16 protein-coding genes and 1 tRNA gene are annotated in these 18,662 nt (G+C 69.3%); 12 read left to right on the top strand and 5 right to left on the bottom strand.

The features are described 5' to 3' along the window. Positions 1-182: 182 nt before the first annotated feature. Positions 183-3,014, bottom strand: coding sequence for a tetratricopeptide repeat protein (locus IPK24_02350; GenBank protein ID MBK8074412.1), 2,832 nt, complete (start codon positions 3,012-3,014; stop codon positions 183-185). Between the two features lie 830 nt (positions 3,015-3,844). Between IPK24_02350 and IPK24_02345 the strand changes: the two genes are divergently transcribed. Further along, positions 3,845-3,918, top strand: a tRNA-Ser gene (locus IPK24_02345). A gap of 538 nt (positions 3,919-4,456) precedes the next feature. On the opposite strand, the gene IPK24_02340 is transcribed toward IPK24_02345, so the two are convergent. Continuing rightward, complete coding sequence (locus tag IPK24_02340) at positions 4,457-5,392, bottom strand: SH3 domain-containing protein (GenBank protein ID MBK8074411.1); 936 nt, start codon at positions 5,390-5,392, stop codon at positions 4,457-4,459. A 172-nt stretch (positions 5,393-5,564) separates the two neighbouring features. On the opposite strand from IPK24_02340, the gene IPK24_02335 reads away from it, so the two are divergent. Then, positions 5,565-5,933 (top strand): VOC family protein, encoded by a 369-nt coding sequence (locus IPK24_02335; GenBank protein ID MBK8074410.1) that lies wholly within the window; start codon positions 5,565-5,567, stop codon positions 5,931-5,933. Between the two features lie 22 nt (positions 5,934-5,955). Here IPK24_02335 and IPK24_02330 read toward each other — a convergent pair whose 3' ends face one another. Beyond that, positions 5,956-6,345, bottom strand: a complete 390-nt coding sequence (locus IPK24_02330) for a hypothetical protein (GenBank protein MBK8074409.1) — start codon at positions 6,343-6,345, stop codon at positions 5,956-5,958. A gap of 532 nt (positions 6,346-6,877) precedes the next feature. Between IPK24_02330 and IPK24_02325 the strand changes: the two genes are divergently transcribed. The 6 genes from IPK24_02325 (at position 6,878) to IPK24_02300 (ending at position 13,121) form a co-directional block, all read left to right on the top strand. After that, entirely contained in the window at positions 6,878-8,023 is a 1,146-nt protein-coding gene (locus IPK24_02325) for a multicopper oxidase domain-containing protein (GenBank protein ID MBK8074408.1), read from the top strand. Positions 8,024-8,266: 243 nt separating this feature from the next. Then, positions 8,267-10,765 carry a nitrate- and nitrite sensing domain-containing protein gene (locus tag IPK24_02320; protein ID MBK8074407.1) on the top strand — a complete coding sequence of 833 codons (2,499 nt, stop codon included), beginning with the start codon at positions 8,267-8,269 and terminating at the stop codon, positions 10,763-10,765. Next, positions 10,762-11,187, top strand: a complete 426-nt coding sequence (locus IPK24_02315; GenBank protein MBK8074406.1) for a roadblock/LC7 domain-containing protein — start codon at positions 10,762-10,764, stop codon at positions 11,185-11,187. Before IPK24_02320 ends, IPK24_02315 begins: the two co-directional genes overlap by 4 nt. Then, on the top strand, positions 11,184-11,576 hold the full coding sequence (locus IPK24_02310) for a DUF742 domain-containing protein (protein ID MBK8074405.1): 393 nt from the start codon (positions 11,184-11,186) through the stop codon (positions 11,574-11,576). The genes IPK24_02315 and IPK24_02310 overlap by 4 nt, the downstream gene beginning before the upstream one ends. Next, positions 11,560-12,156, top strand: coding sequence for an ATP/GTP-binding protein (locus IPK24_02305; GenBank protein MBK8074404.1), 597 nt, complete (start codon positions 11,560-11,562; stop codon positions 12,154-12,156). Before IPK24_02310 ends, IPK24_02305 begins: the two co-directional genes overlap by 17 nt. After that, entirely contained in the window at positions 12,153-13,121 is a 969-nt protein-coding gene (locus IPK24_02300) for an ABC transporter substrate-binding protein (GenBank protein ID MBK8074403.1), read from the top strand. The genes IPK24_02305 and IPK24_02300 overlap by 4 nt, the downstream gene beginning before the upstream one ends. Positions 13,122-13,169: 48 nt before the next feature. Here IPK24_02300 and IPK24_02295 read toward each other — a convergent pair whose 3' ends face one another. Together IPK24_02295 and IPK24_02290 are read right to left on the bottom strand one after the other, a co-directional pair. Next, positions 13,170-13,628 carry a flavodoxin family protein gene (locus IPK24_02295; protein MBK8074402.1) on the bottom strand — a complete coding sequence of 153 codons (459 nt, stop codon included), beginning with the start codon at positions 13,626-13,628 and terminating at the stop codon, positions 13,170-13,172. A 93-nt stretch (positions 13,629-13,721) separates the two neighbouring features. After that, the gene (locus tag IPK24_02290) at positions 13,722-14,585 is read right to left on the bottom strand and encodes an EamA family transporter (GenBank protein ID MBK8074401.1); all 864 of its coding nucleotides are present in this window, start codon (positions 14,583-14,585) and stop codon (positions 13,722-13,724) included. 257 nt (positions 14,586-14,842) lie between these two features. Here IPK24_02290 and IPK24_02285 point away from each other — a divergent pair, with 257 nt between their 5' ends. Genes IPK24_02285 through IPK24_02270 form a run of 4 tightly spaced genes read left to right on the top strand, consistent with a single transcriptional unit; the run spans position 14,843 to position 18,587 of the window. After that, a complete protein-coding gene (locus IPK24_02285) occupies positions 14,843-15,604 on the top strand; it encodes a DeoR/GlpR transcriptional regulator (protein ID MBK8074400.1) in 762 nt (253 codons plus the stop codon). Beyond that, on the top strand, positions 15,601-16,551 hold the full coding sequence (gene pfkB / locus IPK24_02280) for a 1-phosphofructokinase (protein MBK8074399.1): 951 nt from the start codon (positions 15,601-15,603) through the stop codon (positions 16,549-16,551). The genes IPK24_02285 and pfkB overlap by 4 nt, the downstream gene beginning before the upstream one ends. A gap of 58 nt (positions 16,552-16,609) precedes the next feature. Then, positions 16,610-17,056, top strand: a complete 447-nt coding sequence (locus tag IPK24_02275; protein MBK8074398.1) for a PTS sugar transporter subunit IIA — start codon at positions 16,610-16,612, stop codon at positions 17,054-17,056. Position 17,057: 1 nt separating this feature from the next. Further along, complete coding sequence (locus IPK24_02270) at positions 17,058-18,587, top strand: PTS fructose transporter subunit IIBC (GenBank protein ID MBK8074397.1); 1,530 nt, start codon at positions 17,058-17,060, stop codon at positions 18,585-18,587. The last annotated feature ends 75 nt before the right edge of the window (positions 18,588-18,662 follow it).

The raw sequence follows: 18,662 nt of genomic DNA, 5'->3' as shown, positions 1-18,662 counted from the left end.
GTCAGGTGTGGCGTTCACCGATCGGCGACGGATCCGGTCTGGGCTCGCTGATCCTTTGGGACCGTGCACTTCACCGCTCGGGTGGGGGCGTTGAGGGACGGTCGACCACCTGGTCGTCGATGCTCGGGTCTGCGTGGTGGTGGTGCCCAGGGTCTCGGGGATGGGTGGCGGGCGTGTCCGGATCACATGGTGGTGCTGGCGGCGGTTCGTGCCTGCTGCAGGGCCGGGGTGGGGTGGTCGGTGAGGTGGTCGAACAGGTGCAGGGTGCGGGCGACGATTCCGGGTGCGGCCGTGATGCGGCGGGCCTGCCGGAACGCGCAGACAGCCTCGTGCAGGTGTGCTGGTGCGGCGTCGGGTTCGGTCAGAGACAGGCCGCAGAACGCCAGCGCGCGGATGTCGGCGGCGGCGTAGTCGTCGGGATTGGCGGTGAGCCGGGTGCCGGTGTGGGTGAGGGCGCGGCGGAGATGGTCGACTGCGGTGGCGGCCTGGTGGTTTCGTCGATGGGCCAGGCCGGTGAGCAGGGCGAGCATCGCCTGGTCCGGGGGATGGCCCACCGTGGTCGCGGTGGCGGCGATCGCCAGAGACGCGTCGATGTCGCCGGTGAGCAGATGCAGGCGAGCCAGCCCCGTCCCGGCGGTGCTGCGGACCTGAGCGTTGCCCGTACGTTCCCCGATCTCTAGAGCCTGCCCGTACCAGTCAGCGGCCCCTGACGGCGTGGTCTGGTCTGCGGCCTCGCCGAGGCCGACCAGGGCCAGCGCCTCGCCATAGGGATAGCCGATCCCCCGGTAGATGGTCAGGGCCTGCTGGTGGTGGTCGAACGCGGTGGCGACCTGCCCGAGGGCGGCATAGCAGAGGCCGAGGTTGCCCAGGTCGGCGGCTTCGCCCAGCCGGTCGCCGATCTCCCGGTGGATGGTCAGGGCCTGCTGGTGGTGGTCGATCGCGGCGGCGACCTGCCCGAGGGCGGCGTAGCAGGAGCCGAGGTTGCCCAGGTCGGCGGCTTCGCCCAGCCGGTCGCCGATCTCCCGGTGGATGGTCAGGGCCTGCTGGTAGTGGTCGATCGCGGCGGCGACCTGCCCGAGGTCGGCAAAGCAGAGGCCGAGGTTGTTCAGGGCGGCGGCTTCGCCCAGCCGGTCGCCGATCTCCCGGAAGATGGCCAGGGCCTGCTGATAGTGGCCGATCGCGGTGGCGACCTGCCCGAGGGCGGCATAGCAGAGGCCGAGGTGGGTGTGGTTCGCGGCCCGGTCCCAGGGGTCGGTGAGGTGGCCGTCGAGGCGCTGGTGAAGGTCGAGGGCTTCACGGGTGTGGCCCCAGCGTTGCAGGTAGTGGAAGGAGATGTCGGTGAGGATGGCGGCGGCGGTGTCGAAGGTGTGGGTGGCGCAGCGTAGGTCGAACTCGGCCAGTTGGGGGGCCAGGTCGGTCAGGGTCCGCCAGGACTCGCGGGGGGTGCGGGTCTGCTGGTAGTAGTCCGCGGCCCGGGCCTGCAGCCCTGCCCGGGTGAACTCGCTCGGGCTGCCGCCGGGCTCGCCGGGTGGGAGTTGGGTCAGGGCGTAGGCGCGGTCGATGGGGTGTAGTCCGTAGCGGTGGTCTTGGACGTGGACCAGTTGCCGGCGCAGCAGCCGGGTCAGGATCGGGGCGGCGTCGATGGTCGGGTTGACCGTTCGCAGGAGGTAGTCGACACCGACGGCGGGGACCGGGCCGGGGAAGACGGCGAGGGCTTGCATGACCTGTTGGGCGCTGGGGTCCAGCAGCCGGTAGGCCTGCCCGACCAGGACCTCGACGACCTCGTCCTCGCCCAACTGCCGGGTGCTGTCGAGCAGGTCCGCCGGGGTCAGGCCGGGGTCACCCTCGAGGATGGCCTTGACCGCCTCCAGGGCGCGGGGGAAACCGCGGGTGTGCTCGCGTAACCCGGCCAGGACCGTGTCGGGGGCCTCGCGCAGACCCAACCGGCCGTCGTCGTCCAGCGCGCGCAGGACGGTGGCGGCATCGGCGGTGTCCAGGCCGGCGTCCAGGCGCCGGTGCCGCTGCACCCCCGGCATGACCTTCAACAGCCCGGCCGGGACCACCCGGGTGGTGGCCACCACGGTCACGGCATGGGCCGGGGCGGTCAGCAGCGTCGTGAGCGCCTCCTGCAGCGCGGGTTCGGTGAGGGACTCGGTGCCGGCGTCGATGACGGTTTCGAGGTTGTCCAGCAACACCACGACCGGGCCGGCCTCCTCCCGGACCGGGAAGGCCTGCAGCACCGCGCGCATCATCACCGTCGGGGTGGTGCCCGGGTCAGCGAACATCGCCGCCAGCGGGCGCGCCTGATCGGTGGGCACCAGCCGGAGCAGATCGTCGACAAGCGTGGCATACCGGACGGTGTGAGCACCGACCGGGGACAGGTAGATGACCCCACCCACAAGCCGGGAGGCACTGCCCTCCCCGGCCTGGGACCGGTGAGTCGGTGGATCGGGCAGACGGCCGGCTTGCAGAGATTTGAGGAGCCGGCAGACCAGAGTGGTCTTGCCGATCCCGCCCCGACCGCTGAGCAGGACCATCCGAGTCCCCGGGTCGGCCAGATCCCGGGCCAACAGGTCGGTCTCGATGTGCCGACCGGCGAACCAGGACGGCGCCGTCAACGGCGGCGGGTTCAGGAACTTCGAGGTGTGAACCGGCTCCGGCTCCGCCGGGACCTGCTCACGGGCCAGAGCACTCGCCATACGCTGCCTGGTCGCCGCGAGCTCCCGCAGAGAACGCTCGACCAACTGGCCCAACTGGTCAGGGCTGGCGAACGTCTTCGTCGTCAGCCGGCTGTCGTTCACCGACCGGCGGAAGGTGTCCTGCCGGTCGCCGTACTCCCGGTCCATCAACTTGGCCGGTGGAATGCCCTCCACCACCGTCTCGGTGCTGAGCAGGAACATCAGCCGAGGCTTGTCGGCCTCGGTCGCGGTCCGGAACTCCAGCTCCGTATACGACACGTCCGGCTGATCACGGACCGGAGACCCGTACCGGGTGCCCAGCACCCCGACCAGCACATCACAACCCCGGACACGCTAATGCACTCCTGCGCCGAAGCCTGACTGGCGGCCGGGAAGTCGGCCATGTCCACGATCACGTGCCCGGCCGCCGACACCGCCCGCTCGACCGCCGCGACATACGAGCCACCGACCGGATGGTCACGCAACTCGGAGGTATGGCTCACGAACACCCGCCACCGTTCATCAGCCATGACCGAACGCTACCGATCAACCACACCGCCCATCCAGACCAGCCAGGACGAGTTGCCGTGGCAGGTCGAACGGCATCACGACATCGCCCTGATCGAGACCCGTGAAGGTGCTGCAAGCCGCGGGCCGACCCAACTACCCGATCAACCCATTGGCGGGTGCACGACTCTCGATCGGGTCGGGCGGAGAGGTCATCGCGAGTGATTGTGATGTCGTCAAGCAGGTCTGGGATGAGCAGTCGGCATGGTCCCAGACGGCCAACAAGCTCGAGCATGAGATCCATCGGTCCCGGCTGGCAGCACTCGTGCTGACGGTGGCTGCGGCCATCTGCGGCACCACGAGTGCCACGGTGGGAACCGATCAGACTGCTGGTCGATGGCTGGCCGCAACGACCGGTCACTTCGCTGGGCACGTGCGTCTGGCAGTCTCAGATCCGCGTGGTGGATGAATACATCGAGTACGACATCGACTGGAGTGACCGATTACTTCTCCGACGCCATCGAGGCTGCCCGCGACTATAGGTACGAGGAGGCTACGGGGACGACTGGCGAAAGGGTCCCACCGGATGGCTTGCTGGTGGCCATGGGGCCGTGCGGGTGAATGACCTTTGGTGTGGCGGTGGCGTTGCCGATGCGCATGGCGTCCGTAGCTCAAGGGATAGAGCAGCCGATTGCTACTCGGTAGGTAGAGGGTTCAAATCCCTCCGGGCCCGCTATAAGAGCCAGAGGGTCGGGATCGACCCTCTGGCTCTTGGGTCGTGCGCGCGAAGCGCCAGCGTCTCGCTAGGTTGAACAACCCTCTCAAATCGGGGCCGCATCGCCTGCCCTTGCGATTGCACGGTCTGCGGTCACTATCGCGTGCTGATAGATGAGTGCGGCTGGTCCGTCGTTTGGCCGTGCGCGCAGGGTCTCTCTCGGAGGCCAGTAGGCAGCGGCTACGCAGGCGCGAGCAACAGCTCGCCGCCCTGCTGGCATCCCTGTGTATGAGCTTGGGTCCGATCATCGTCAAGGCCGCCGGCCGGGATGCCCAGGTCACAACATCGGCGGCCTGCTCGCCGCGTCGACGGTCGTGGTCTTCGGGTTCTCCAGCCAGCTGTTCACGGCATCCCTCGTCGCGTACTCGCTGGCTCCCCTGTGGGCCAGAGTTGTCATGGCGACAACGGCGGTCGTCGTCCTGACGATCGTCCTGATCTAGGAGAGGCAGCGACTCTGGCGACAGCTGACGACAGCTCAGGGCATCGCCCTGTAGCGCTACTGGACGCTGACGTGCACGTGGTCGTAGTGGTTCGCGGTCGTGCCACCGCGATCCTCCATGAACTTCCACTGGCTGGTCGGGTTGCCGGCCATCCAGATCTGCTGCCGATAGATCACGTACGAGACACCCAGCTCGCGGGCGTGAGCCTGGACATACCGGGCGATGACCCAGCCCGGCTCGCCCGACACCATGATGTCGATGGCCTTGCCGTTGCCATGGTCGCCGTCGTCCCCGGCACGGTAACCACCGAAGGACGACACGGAATCGCCGTAGGCGGCGCACACCGCGCGGTACACCGCGCGGGCTCGCGAGGTCAGGTGCGACTCGATGCTCGTGCTGATGGAGCACTTGGCGTCCGACACCCCAGACGGCACGCTCGCGACCTTCGGCTTCGAGGTGGCCAGGTAGGTCGACTTGACCCACCCGACCCGTCCGTCGGTCACCACCTGGGTCCAGCCGCTCTCGGTCACACCCGTGATGCCGATGCCGGCCGCTGCCTCCAGGGCACCGATGCGGTCTCGCTCGGCCGACGGGCCGGAGCGAATGGTGATACCGGTCGTCGCCCAGCGTTGCCCCACCACCTCGGGAACCGACGATGCGGGAGTCGTGGCAGCCGGTGTGGGCGAAGCCGACGTGACGGCGGACGACGCCGGCTGGGCAGGTGCGCTCCGTCGCCGACTGACCCGCTCCTCCGTTCGCATCGCCGCAGCGGCCCGGAGGGCATTGGCAGCCACCGCGTCGTCCTGACGCAGGTCGTCGGCCACGATCACCGCGGTGTCGCCGACAGTCGATCGGGCGTCCGGCCAGAGGCTCACCACGAGGGCAGAGGCCAACAGCGCCGCACCGATCCCGGCGGCCGGGCGGGTCAGCTGACGCGGGAGACGAGCCGAGGTCTGTCTGACAGGCTCCGCGCGATGACGGCCTTTGGACACGAACTCTCTCTCCCGATCGGGTACAGCGAACGAGAGGAGCCTAGGCAACGCCGATGACAACGTGCGCTAAGCCCATGTGAAGGATGAGGCCCGTCTGCTTGACCACCACTGAGCCGAACGAGTGACGTGACTCGATCCGCGGCCGGACGCGTCGCGTCCTAGATTGCTGGTCATGGCCATCGCACGATTCCCGGTCGTGGTGCTCGACTGCCCCGACCCCCAGGCACTGGCTGCGTTCTACGGCGCCCTGCTCGACTGGAAGGTCGAGCAGGGCGACGACCAGGACGACAGCTGGTGGCTCATCCGCGCCGAGTACGGCGACTCCCTGGGCTTTCAGAAGGTCGACGACTTCCGGCCACCCCAGTGGCCGGGCCAGGACCAGCCACAACAGATGCACCTCGACGTCGTGGTCGACGACCTCGACACCGCCGAGGTCGCCGTCCTCGAACTCGGCGCGACCAGGCACGACCACCAGCCGGGCACCACGTTCCGGGTCTTCCTCGACCCGGCGGGTCATCCCTTCTGTCTCTGCCTGAGCTGAGGCGACCCGGCGACCGAGGCGACTACAGGCAGCCCTCGATGTAGTCGACCGGCCCCACCAGACCGGCCCGTAGCAGGGTGACCCGGCCCTTCTCGTCCGTCTCGAACACGATGGCGTGGCCCTGCCCGTCGAGCACGCGCAGGTACTGCCCGCCCTCGACATAGGTGTGCGGCGTCGCCGCAACCTTGCCCGGATAGGCCGCCAGCACCTGAGCCTTGGTCGAGCCGACACCCACTCCTGCCGCCGTCCGCGGCAGTGCGGCCTGCTTCGCCGCGGACAGGCCGTACCCCTGGAGGTCGTAGCGCGCGACCTTGCCCTTGCGGCCACCCTCGGTGAGCACCGTCATGCCCGAGGTGGGCGATCCGAGGGCCAACTGCCAGCAGGGGTCGTTCATGCCGCTGGTCGTCTCCACGACGAGCTTCAGCCCCAGGGCATGGTCGGCGCAACGGACGGCACCGAGCCGGCCGGTGTCGTCGCCGTGCCGCCACAGGCGCTCACCACGATGGTGAGCAGGGCGATACCTGTCATTCGAGCCCGCATGATGATGACGTTCCTCTCCGAAGCCACGGGCCGGCGTTCCGGCGCGCGGCTGTTCTCCTGGACTCCTGCCGAAGCCTGTCGGTTGCAGCGCGACGTCGATCGCGGCCGTTCAGCTGATCCGCGGCCTCGGCAGCGGCGCGCGAGCGATTACCTGGCAATGACCTTCCTCTTACCTTTTATAGAGGCTAATCTCGACCCTCGTGTCGCACAGATCCGACAAGGACGGCATTCCCCTCGGGGCCGGTGGAATGCCCTTCGGGACGGCGCCCGACGGCCCGCCGCCGACCCCCGAGACCTTCTTCACCCAGAGCCCGCCCCCCGCGCGCCGCCCGGGCCTGACCCGCATCGCCCTGGCCATGGCCCTGACGGGCGTTCTGCTCGTCGCCGGCACCTGGTTCCTCACCATGCGCGCCCAGCAGACCGAGATTCACAGCGGCATGACCTCGGCCGGCGCGGCGGGCATGAGCGGCCCGGCCTACTGGCAATCCGTACAGGGTGGCTACCACCCCACCGGGCGCACCCGTACGTACTACCTCGGCGCCGACGAGCGGGTCTGGGACTACACCCCCAGCGGCAAGAACCTCATCACCGGCAGGCCGTTCGACGAGGACGCCCAGGTCTTCGTCCAACCGGGCACGGATCGCAACGGCCCCCGCTATCTGAAGTGCCTCTATCACGCCTACACCGACGCCACCTTCACCACGCCGTCCCCGCGCCCGGCCGCCGACGCCTACCTGGGCTTCACCGGCCCGGTGATCCGCGGCGAGGTCGGCGACACCATCAAGGTGATCTTCCGAAACCGGTCCTGCCGCATACCGGTCTCGGTCCACCCGCACGGCGTCTTCTACCTCAAGGCCTCCGAGGGCGCGCCCTACGCCGACAACACCTCCGGCACCGACACCATGGACGACGGGGTCGCCAAGGGCGCCACCCACACCTACACCTGGCTGGTGCCCGACCGTGCCGGGCCCGGCCCCCAGGACGGCAGTTCGGTGATGTGGATGTACCACTCACACACCGACGAGGTCTCCGACACCTACGCCGGGCTGCAGGGGTTCATGGCGATCACCGCCCAGGGCATGGCGAAGGCGGACGGCAGCCCGCAGGACGTCGACCGTGAGGTCTTCGAGCTCTTCGCGGTCATGGACGAGAACCAGAGCAGCTACCTGGCGGCCAACATCGACCGACTGCCCAGGGGACACCGGCGCGACCTCGAGGACGACGAGGGGTTCGGCGAGTCGAATCTCATGCACTCGATCAACGGCTATCTGTACGGCAACCAGCCGACCGTCGTGGTGCACAAGGGCGAACGCGTGCGCTGGTACCTGATGAGCATGGGCACCGAGGTCGACCTCCACACCCCGCACTGGCACGGCAACGACGCCCTGGTCGCCGGGATGCGCATGGATGTCGTGAGCCTGCTGCCCGCGACCATGGTCACCGCCGACATGGTTCCCGACAACACCGGGGTGTGGCTTTTCCACTGTCACGTCAACGATCACCTGACGGCCGGCATGGTCAGCCGCTTCCAGGTCGACGGCGCCGCTTGATCGGACAAATCATCCCAAAAATGCGCATATTCGCTCTACGGACAGTGACGCCTTTTAATCCTTACGTAATGATCGAGTTGGGTTCGTCGGCGCTCGTTCTGCTACGTTTCGACCTCCGCGGTCGACACGCATCAATGGCGTCGCTTCGCCACTTTCGTCCATCACCGGCAGGATGGGGCCGAGAATGGGTCCGAGACACGTGCTGTCCCTCACGTTCACCCGCAGCCACCGGAGCTTGCCATCGTGAGCCGAGGCAGGCACAGCGGAGCCCTCAGCGGCGGGAGCATCGGCAGCCGCCTGGCGCGCATCCTCGCCCTCCCCGCGGCGGTCGTCCTGATCCTGCTCGGCGTGGTGGCCACGCAACAGGTCCGCGACTACCGGACGGCGCAATCCACTACTCGCGCAGTTGATCTCACCCTCGGCGTCCAGAACCTGGTGCAGGCGTTGCAGACCGAGCGCGGCCTGACCGCGGCCGTCCTGGGCGGCAACCAGAGCTTCACGCCCGAGCTCACCCCGGCACGCCGGCAGGTGGATCAGAGACGTACCGCGTTGGCCGGCCTGGTCAGCGGCGACGGGGACGCCGACGCCGAGGTCCGCAGCGCGCTGGCCCAGCTCGATGGACTGAGCGCCGTGAGAGCCGCCGCCGACAGCACCTCGGCCGGACGCGCCGCCACGTTCTCCTACTTCACCAACCTGATCTCCCGGCTCGGGAGCAGCAGCCTGGGGCTCGATCGCTCCGGTGACGAGCAACTCCGTCGCGGGGTCGGTGCACTGACCGCGCTGCAGGACATGTCCGAGGCCATCGCCCAGGAGCGGGCATTCCTGAACGGCGTATTCTCGGCCGGCGGGTTCGGCAAGGGCGAGTTCGTCCAGTTCGCCGCCATGAGGGCCACGCGTGAAACGGCCGCCACCCGGCTGCGCGAGGCGGCCACCGACACCCAGCTGAAGGCCCTCGACTTCACCCTCGGCACGGGAGCCGCTCGCACGACCCAGTACTTCGAACGCGTCGCGGTCGAGGGCGCCGACGGCCGGCCGTTGGTGGTCAATCCCCAGGCCTGGTGGTCCGGCCTGACCACCGTGCTCGGCGACCTGGACCAACTCCAGTTGCACATCGGTTCGGAGATCCAGTTCCGGGCCTTCGAGTTGCGCAGCGCCGCCGCCGAGCGGCTCGGCCTGCTGACGGCCGGCGTGCTGCTGACCCTGCTCGCCTCGCTCTACCTCGCCATGCTGGTCTCACGCTCGATCACCCGCCCGCTCGCCGCCCTGGCTGCCGAGGCCGAGGCGGTGGCGGCCGAGCGCCTGCCGGAGGCCGTCCGGTTGGTGCAGGCGGGCCGGGGCGATCAGACTCCCGAACCCCCTGAGCCCGTGCGCATTCCGCAACGCGCCTCGTTCGAGATCCAATCCGTGGCGGTGGCCCTCGATCGGATGCAGAGCGCCGCCTACGACCTGGCCATCGAGCAGACCATCCAGCGCACCCGCACCATCGAGTCGCTGACCAACCTGGGGCGGCGCAACCAGGGTCTGATCCGCCGCCAATTGGGCTTCATCACCAAGCTCGAGAGCGAGGAGATCGACCCCCAGGCCTTGTCGAACCTGTTCGAACTCGACCACCTGGCCACCCGGATGCGCCGCAACGCCGACAGCCTGCTCGTGCTGGTGGGTGCCGCCAGCTCACGCCGGTGGGCCACCCCGGTACCGATGGCGGACGTGATCCGCGCCGCCGTGTCGGAGGTCGAGGAATACCGCCGGGTCACGCTGCGCCGGGTCGACGACGCCTTCGTCGGTGGCGGATCCGTCGGCGCCGTCGCGCATCTGCTCTCGGAGCTGATCGAGAACGGCCTGGCCTTCTCGCCACCCGAGTACGAGGTCGAGGTGCAGGGCCGCCAGTTGCCCGACGGATATCTCATCGCGGTCACCGACCAGGGCGTCGGCATGACCACCGAGGAGCTGCGCCAGGCGAACTCGCGCCTGCGCGGCGAGGGCGACTTCATCTCGGCCCACACCCGATTCCTCGGTCACTTCGTCGTGGGTGAGCTCGCCCGTCTGCTCGAGGCAGAGGTCGAGCTGCTCCCCTCCCCCGTGGTGGGCGTCACCGCCCGCGTCACCCTCCCGCGGGCCGTCCTGTCCGTGCAGCCCGAACTGCCCTCGTCGGCACCTCCGGCGCACGAGAAGACCACCGGGCAACCCTCTCCGGCCGTGCTCGCTGCCCAGGCCCCGCGACCGGACGACGACACCCCACCGCCCCTCCGCCTCGCCCGGGACAACGCCCCCGTCGTGGTCACGGTCGATGTGCAGGACGTCGAGGTCGAGGCCATCCCGCCGGCGGTGGCGTCTGCACTGGCCCCGCCCGAGCTGCGTCGTCCCGAGGGCTCGCTGTTCGAACGCCCGGCGGCGGCGAGCGTGGGGCACTCGGTGCCGCCCGCCGCGACGATCCGGTTCGGGCCGGACGACGCGCGTCGCGTCGCGTGGGACGACACCCCGCCGCAGGGGGTGACCGCACCGGTCGCGACGAACGATCCGGCACGTACCCGCAACGGGTTGCCCAAGCGCATGCCCCGAGAGGTCCGTGCCACGACGTCGAGCCCGTCGGCCGGCCCCCAGCCGACCCGCGTGGTCGACCTCGCTGCGGCCGAACGTGCCCGGCTGGACCAGGCACCGTCCAGCGTGAGCGCACGGCTCACCGCGCTACGAGCAGGAGTCCGTCGGGGGCAGGAGGAGCATCAGCCGGAGGTCGAGTCATGAGTGCGCACCCGTCCACGACAGGGCAGGAGTTCGGCTGGATGTTGGCCAACTTCGTCCGCACCACCGACGGCGTCCGCGAGGCGGTGGCCGTCTCGTCCGACGGCCTGCTGATCGCCGGTTCCGCGGGCCTGAACCGCAGTGAGGCCGACCATCTGGCCGCGATCGTGTCGAGTCTGGTCAGTCTCGGCCGCAGCGCGGCGCGGCGATACGAGTTCGAGGGCCTCAAGCTCGTCATGATCGAGATGGTGCGTGGATTCCTGCTGGTCTCCACCATCGCCGGCGGTAGCTGCATCGGCGTGGTGGCCGACGGCGAGGGCGACCTGGGGCTGATCGGGTACGAAACGGCCTCACTGGCCGAGCGTTTCGGCCCGATGCTGACCCCGGCACTGATCTCCGAGTCGCGGCGGCACCTGCCGCGATGAACACCGACCGGCCGGCGCCAGGCACCGCGCACCAACGTGGGTCGCCCGAGGAACTCGACACCGAGACCGAGGACACCCCGGTCATCCGCCCCTTCCTGATCACCGGCGGACGCACCCGCCCCACCCGCGACGACCTGCGCGTCGAGACACTGATCCAGGCGCAGGCCGTCACCCCGGCCAACCTGCGTTTCGAGGCGCGGCAGATCGTCCAGACCTGCGCGACACCGACGTCCCTGGCCGAGATCGCCGCCGCCGTGGGGGTTCCGCTCGGCGTCGCCCGAGTACTGATCAGCGATCTGGTCGCGGACGGCGTCGTGACCGCCGTCGAGCCCGGAACGTTGTCGGTGCGCCTGATCGAGAGGATCCGGGATCGTGTCCGTGCACTCTGACGAGCTGGTCGATCTGGTCTCGGTCAAGATCGTGATCAGCGGCGGCTTCGGCGTCGGCAAGACCACCTTCGTGGGCGCGATCTCCGAGGTCGAGCCACTGTTGACCGAGGCCGACATGACAGATGCCTCCGACGGCGTCGACGACCGGCGCCACGTCCCCGGCAAGGTGACCACCACGGTGGCACTGGATTTCGGTCGCATCAGCCTGGACGACAACCTGCGGTTGTACCTGTTCGGCACCCCGGGGCAGGACCGCTACGCCTTCCTCTGGGACGACCTGGTGCACGGCGCCCTCGGCGCGGTCATCCTGCTCGACACCTCGCGCATCGAGGATTGCTTCCCGGCGATCGACTACTTCGAGGAACACGGGGTGCCGTTCCTGGTCGCGGTCAACCTGTTCGAGGGCGTCCCACGGTTCGACCTCGCCGAGGTGCGCGAGGCCCTCGGGGTGAGTGACCACGTCCCGGTGGTCGATTGCGATGCCCGCCGCCGCGACTCGGTCAAACATGTCCTGGTCGCCCTCATCGAGGAAGTGCTCGCCCGAGCGATCGCCCACCAGAACCAGGAGGTACGGCTGTGAAGCCCGTACGTCGCCTGCTCGCCGCCGGCGCGGCGCTCGCTGCGCTGACGCTGTCCGGGTGCGGGGGTACCGCCCCCGAACTCGTCCCCGCACCTGGGGTGAGTCGGACGGCGTGCGGTCCCGTCACGCTCGCCTCGAACCCCTGGGCCGGCTACGACGCCAACCTCGCCGTGGTGAAGCTGGTGGCGGAGAAGGAACTCGGCTGCAAGGTCTCCGTCCGCCCCGAGGCCGAAGCGGACTCGTGGAAACACCTGGCCGATGGATCGGTCGACGCCATCCTGGAGAACTGGGGCCACGACGACCTGAAGAAGAAGTACATCGACACCGATCGTGTCGCCGTCGAGGGCGGGCTGACCGGCAACAAGGGAGTGATCGGCTGGTACGTACCGCCCTGGATGGTGGAGGAGTACCCCGACATCACCAATTGGAAGAAGCTGAAGGAACGTTGGGAGCTGTTCACAACACCGAAATCCGGTGCCAAGGGCCAGTTCCTGGCCGGTGACCCGACCTACGTGACCAACGACGAGGCGCTGCTGCGCAACCTCGGGTTGAACTTCACCGTGGTCTATGCGGGCAGCGAGGACGCCCTGATCGAGGCGTTCCGGGACGCCGAGCGCAGCAAGACGCCGCTGCTGGGCTACTTCTACTCGCCGCAGTGGTTGCTGTCCGAGGTCGAGCTGGCGCACATCCCGCTGCCGCCGTACACACCCGGTTGCGACGCCAACCCCAAGACGGTGGCGTGCGACTACCAGCCCTACGACCTGGACAAGATCCTCAACCGAGAGTTCGCCTACTCGGGAAGCCCTGCAGCAGAACTGATCCAGAATTTCAGCTGGACCAACGCCGATCAGAACCAGGTGGCCAGCGACATCACGGCGAAGAAGCTGACCCCCCAGGCGGCCGCACAGAAGTGGCTGGACTCCCACCCCCAGGTGTGGCGGAAGTGGTTGCCCGCCAGCCCCTGAGGCACGCTGCCCCCGAGGCGCGTCGCGGACGGGCTCCTCGTCGAGCCCTCAGTGCGTGACGGGCAGGGCCAGCCCCGCAGCCCATTGCGCGGCACGTTCACGTTCCCCCGCCACGAGCGGTCCCTCGCGCCCCTCGACCAGGAACCCCTCGGCGGGCGCCAGCGGCACGGCGTCCCGCAGCACCAGGGCCTTGGCCATACGGGGCGCGGCGTACCCGAACATGCGGACCCAACGCGCCGCGAGCCGGGTGTCGAAGGTCGCGACGGACAGCCCTTCGAGCACCGAGTCGGGCAGGTGGGCCAGGAAGCGATCCAGTGCCGGGGTGGCGCGGCCGCCCTGGGTGGGCGAACCCACGACCAACACGTCGCCGGGAACGAGGGCCTCGGGCGCAGCGAGATCGACCCGGTAGAGCACCACCTCGTGGCTGGAGCGCAGGACATCGGCGATCGCGGTCGCGACCACCTCGGTGTTGCCGTAGGCGGAGTCGTAGACGACGTGGACCTTCATGACGTGACCTCCCGTGACCGTAACGGTCCCGCATCGATCCTCTCCCCCGATGCAGGACTCACACGAGAGCACAAGGTCGCATCACGTTGGTGATCACCGAGGGGTGGAGCGGGTGGCCAGCCAGGAGCCGCACAGCACGAGCGGGAACCCCACCAGCAGCCCGGAGGTGACCGGTTCGCCGAGGACCACGGTGCCCGAGATGGCCGCCACCACGGGGTTCACGTAGGTGATCACGGATGTTCGCGCGGGTCCGACCTCGGCCACCAGGTGGAAGAACACCACGAAGGCCAACGCGCTGCAGATCAGCCCCAGCGCCACCACCGCGAGCCACGCCCGTAGTGGCACCTGGCCAGGCATCTCGGGCCGGGTCCACACCGCGAACGGCAGGTAGCCGAGGGCGTTGAGGGTCATCGCCACCGCCGTGACGGCCGAACCGGACACCGCGGAGAGGCGCTTGGCGATCAACAGTGGCCCTGCGGCGTACCCCAGAACGGCACACAGGACGGCGAGTACCGCGCCCACGTCCCCACCACCGAGATCGAGCCCGCCCACCGCGCCGACCCCGGCCAGTCCGACGGCGAGACCCAGCCAGCGGCCCCGACCGATCCGGCGTTCGAGGCCGGCGATCCGGCTGAACAGCATGGCCACCAGCGGGATCACCGCGAGCAACAGCGCGGTCAGTGAACTGCTCAGGCGCAGTTCGGCGTAGCCCAACATGATCCACGGGACGCTGATCTCGATGACGGCGAACAGCACCACCCACCGCGCCACCGGTCGCAGGGCACCGAGCTCGTCGCGGCGAATCGCCAGCGGCAGCAGCACCACCGCGGCCAGGGCTGTCCGCCCGAACACCACCATCGCCGGCGACAGGTCGGTGACCGCCACCTTGATCAACAGGTACGGGACGCCCCAGATGACCGACATGGCCGAGAACAGCACCCATCCGCGACGAGACACCCGCCGAGTCTGTCGTACCGCTCCCCGGCGACCACCCCTCCCCACCGGCACGATCCGAACGCCTGAGTTTCCAACTCAAACAGACGTAATCACAGAAATTCGGATGCCCGAATCTCTTTACATAGCGTGGAAGCCGTGATCTGATACAGGTGCGAAAGGGATACACCTCGCACACCGGATGAGCGAGCCCAGCCAGCACCGACCAGCACAGCCAGCCAGCACCGAGACGAGTCCAGAGACGAAGGAGTCTCCTGCCGATGTATGCCGAAGAGCGTCAACAGCGGATCCTCACCGAGGCCCGCCATGCCGGCCGCGTCGAGGTGAGCAGCCTCTCCGAGCTGCTGGACGTCACTCCCGAGACCGTTCGCCGCGACCTCACCGCCCTCGAACGGCGCGGCTCGCTGCGCCGGGTGCACGGCGGGGCCATCCCGGTCGAGCGACTCGACCTCGAGCCCACGCTGGCGGCTCGCACCACTCGGCTGACGGCGGAGAAGCGCCGCATCGCCGCCCGCGCCCTCGACGAGCTGCCCCGCGAGGGCACCGTCCTGCTCGACTCGGGAACCACCACCCTGGCCCTGGTCGAGCTGCTGCCGCCCGACATCGACCTGACCGTGGTGACCAACTCGATCACCGCAGCGTCCGTCTTGATCACCCACCCGGGCGTCGAGCTCTACCTGATCGGGGGGCGGGTGCGGGGCCGCACCGGCGCCACGGTCGGCGACTGGGCCACCGCAGCCCTCGACGGGGTCGTGGTCGACGTCGCGTTCATGGGAACCAACGGGTTCTCGGTCTCCCGCGGGCTGACCACCCCCGACCAGAGCGAGGCCGCCGCCAAGCGGGCGATGATCGCCACCGCCCGGCGCACCGTACTGCTGAGCGACTCGAGCAAGGCCGGCGATACCCACTTCCACCGGTTCGCGACGCTGCACGACATCCACCTGTTGATCACCGACAGCGACCTGGACGACGAGCTGACGCTCGAACTCGAGGCCGCCGGACCGAGAGTGGTGCGGGCATGACCATCCTGACCCTGACCCCCAACCCGAGCGTCGATCGCACCATCGCCATCGCCGAGCTGCACCGAGGCGAGGTGCACCGAGCCACCTCCAGCCGCATCGACCCGGGCGGCAAGGGCATCAACGTCTCGCGGGCGCTGACCGCCCAGTCCACCCCCACCGTCGCCGTCTTCCCCAGCGGTGGCCCGGAGGGCCGGTTGATGGAGGCCCTGCTCGACACCGCCGGTGTCCCCCGCTACACCGTGCCCGTCGAGGGCACGCTGCGCATGAACGTCGCCGTGGTCGAACCCGACGGCACCACCACCAAGCTCAACGAGCCCGGCCCGACCCTGACCGGCGACGATGTCGACGCCCTGATCGACGGCACCCTGGCAGCCGTCGATGCCACCACCACCTGGGTGGTGGGCTGCGGCTCACTCCCCCCGGGCGCCCCCGTCGACCTCTACGCCACGCTGGTGCGGCGCGCCCGCGAGCACGGCGTGCGGGTGGCCATCGACTCCTCCGAGGCTCCGCTGGCCGCCGCCGTGGCGGCTCGGCCCCAGTTGATCAAGCCCAACCACGAAGAGCTGGCCGAACTGGTCGGCACCCCGATGACCACCCTGCGCGACGTCCGCGATGCCGCCGCGGCCCTGGTGGCAGACGGCATCGAACGCGTCGTGGTGAGCCTCGGCGGGGACGGTGCCCTGCTGGTCGACGCCACCGGGTGCACCCACGCGATCGCCACCATCGACGACCCGCTGTCGACGGTGGGGGCCGGTGACTGCCTGCTGGCGGGCCTGCTCGACGCCCTCTCACGCGACCAGGACGCCGCGACCGCCCTGATCGCCGGCGTCACCTGGGGAGCCGCCGCGGTTCGCCTGCCCGGCAGCCGGGTGCCGTCGTCCGCGGATTGTGAAGACATCGTTGTCATCTGCACCGCCGACCCCGATCTCGACCGACTCCTGCACTGATTCGATCAACACCCCTCAGCACCACCCGACCGATCGCCACTCCCACGAAAGGAAGACCATGTCCCTGATCACAACCGACCAGGTGGTGCTCGACCTGGACGCCCCAGACCGACACGCCGCGACCCGCGCGATGGCGCAGACCCTGGTCGCCAGCGGCCGCTGCACCGACCTCGAGACGTTCCTGGACGACGTCCGCAAGCGCGAGGAGCAGATGGCCACCGGCCTGCCCGGCGGCATCGGCATCCCGCACGCCCGCAGCGCCGCCATCACCCAGCCGTCGCTCGTCTTCGGCCGTCCCGCCACGGGAATCGACTGGGGCGCCGAGGACGGCCCGGCCACCCTGATCTTCCTGATCGCGGCCCCGGACGGCGGCGGCCAGGAGCACATGAAGATCCTCGCCGCCCTGGCCCGCAAGTTGATGCGCACCGAGTTCCGTCAGTCCCTGAAGGACGCCCCCGACGCCGCCACCGTCGTCGAGATCGTCGAGCGAGAGGTCGTGAGTTGAGATGAAGCTCGTCGGAGTCACCTCCTGCCCCACCGGAATCGCCCACACCTACATGGCCGCCGAGGCCCTGGAGGTGGCCGCCCGCGAGGCCGGCCACGAGATGATCGTCGAGACCCAGGGATCGGCCGGGTCGGACCCACTGGACCCCGCGGTCATCGCCGCGGCCGACGCCGTGGTCTTCGCCCACGACCTCGAGGTCAAGGACCGGGGCCGGTTCGCCGGTAAGCCGACCATCGACGTCGGCGTCAAGAAGGCCATCTCGGACGGTCCCGGCCTGATCGCCCAGGCGGTCGCCGCGGCCGAGCAGTTCCGCCAGGACCCGAGCAGCGTGAACGTCACCGCCGCCGCCGGCGGCGGTTCGGCCGGCGGCCTGACCACCAAGGTCGACGCCGGTGCCGGCACCGGTACCAAGATCCGCCAATGGCTGATGACCGGCGTCTCGTACATGATCCCGTTCGTCGCGGCGGGCGGCATCCTGATCGCGCTGTCGTTCATGCTCGCCCAGGTCGCGATCGGCGAGCAGGGCGCCATCGAGATCGTCAAGTACAGCCTGACCGCCAAGGATGACCAGGCGGCCTTCAACATCGCGCAGAACTTCGACCTGCTCAGCCTGACCTCCTGGGCCGCCCTGCTGTTCGTGATGGGCGCCGCAGCCTTCGGGTTCCTGGTTCCGATCCTGAGTGGCTTCATCGCCTTCGGCATCGCCGACCGCCCGGGCATCGTGCCCGGCATCGTCGGGGGCTCGATCGCGGCCACCATGGGCGCCGGGTTCCTCGGCGGCATCGCCACCGGCTTCCTCGGCGGCTTCGTGGCGCGCTGGATCTCGCGGTGGAAGGTGCACAAGGGCGTCCGCGGCGTCATGCCGGTCGTGGTCATCCCGTTGCTGTCGACCCTGATCACCGCAGGCATCTTCATCACCGTGCTGGGCCGGCCGATCACCTCGCTGATGAACGCCCTGACCGACGCCCTGAACAGCATGTCCGGCTCGTCGGCCGTGGTGCTCGGCCTGATCCTCGGGGCCATGATGGGCTTCGACCTCGGTGGCCCGGTGAACAAGACCGCGTACACCTTCGCCACCGCCGGACTGGGTGCAGCGGGTGCCGCCACCGATGCACCGCAGTTGAAGATCATGGCCGCCGTCATGGCTGCCGGCATGGTCGCCCCGCTCGCCATGGCGCTGTCGACCGCCGTCCGACCGAAGCTGTTCACCGAGCCCGAGCGCGAGAACGGCAAGGCCGCGTGGCTGCTGGGCGCCTCGTTCATCTCCGAGGGCGCCATCCCGTTCGCGGCCGCCGACCCGATCCGCATCATCGCCTCGTCCGTGTTCGGTTCGGCGGTCACCGGTGCGCTGTGCATGGCCTTCGGAACCACGTTGCGCGCCCCGCACGGCGGCATCTGGGTGCTGCCGCTGATCGGCCAGTTCCTGCTCTTCCTGCTGGCGCTGCTCATCGGCGTCCTGATCATGGCCGGCATCGTGATCGCCCTGAAGCAGCGTGATCACAGCCGCGAGGCCGTCCCCGTCGCTGCCTGAGGTGCGACGAGCGAGTTCGACGGCGCTCGCACCGACCGACATCAGATCCGTTACCGGACAACGCTCTTCAGACAA

This window comes from Kineosporiaceae bacterium (genome assembly GCA_016713225.1).
Taxonomy (GTDB): domain Bacteria; phylum Actinomycetota; class Actinomycetes; order Actinomycetales; family Kineosporiaceae; genus JADJPO01.
This window is presented reverse-complemented; position numbering and strand designations above follow the sequence as displayed.

What these genes read in the sequence shown, in the direction of transcription:
- IPK24_02335 (MBK8074410.1), top strand. Translation starts at nt 5,565, where the DNA reads ATGGCCATCGCACGATTCCCGGTCGTGGTGCTCGACTGCCCCGACCCC.
- IPK24_02325 (MBK8074408.1), top strand. Translation starts at nt 6,878, where the DNA reads ATGCGCGCCCAGCAGACCGAGATTCACAGCGGCATGACCTCGGCCGGC.
- IPK24_02315 (MBK8074406.1), top strand. Translation starts at nt 10,762, where the DNA reads ATGAGTGCGCACCCGTCCACGACAGGGCAGGAGTTCGGCTGGATGTTG.
- IPK24_02310 (MBK8074405.1), top strand. Translation starts at nt 11,184, where the DNA reads ATGAACACCGACCGGCCGGCGCCAGGCACCGCGCACCAACGTGGGTCG.
- IPK24_02295 (MBK8074402.1), bottom strand. Translation starts at nt 13,628, where the DNA reads ATGAAGGTCCACGTCGTCTACGACTCCGCCTACGGCAACACCGAGGTG.
- IPK24_02285 (MBK8074400.1), top strand. Translation starts at nt 14,843, where the DNA reads ATGTATGCCGAAGAGCGTCAACAGCGGATCCTCACCGAGGCCCGCCAT.
- pfkB (MBK8074399.1), top strand. Translation starts at nt 15,601, where the DNA reads ATGACCATCCTGACCCTGACCCCCAACCCGAGCGTCGATCGCACCATC.
- IPK24_02275 (MBK8074398.1), top strand. Translation starts at nt 16,610, where the DNA reads ATGTCCCTGATCACAACCGACCAGGTGGTGCTCGACCTGGACGCCCCA.
- IPK24_02270 (MBK8074397.1), top strand. Translation starts at nt 17,058, where the DNA reads ATGAAGCTCGTCGGAGTCACCTCCTGCCCCACCGGAATCGCCCACACC.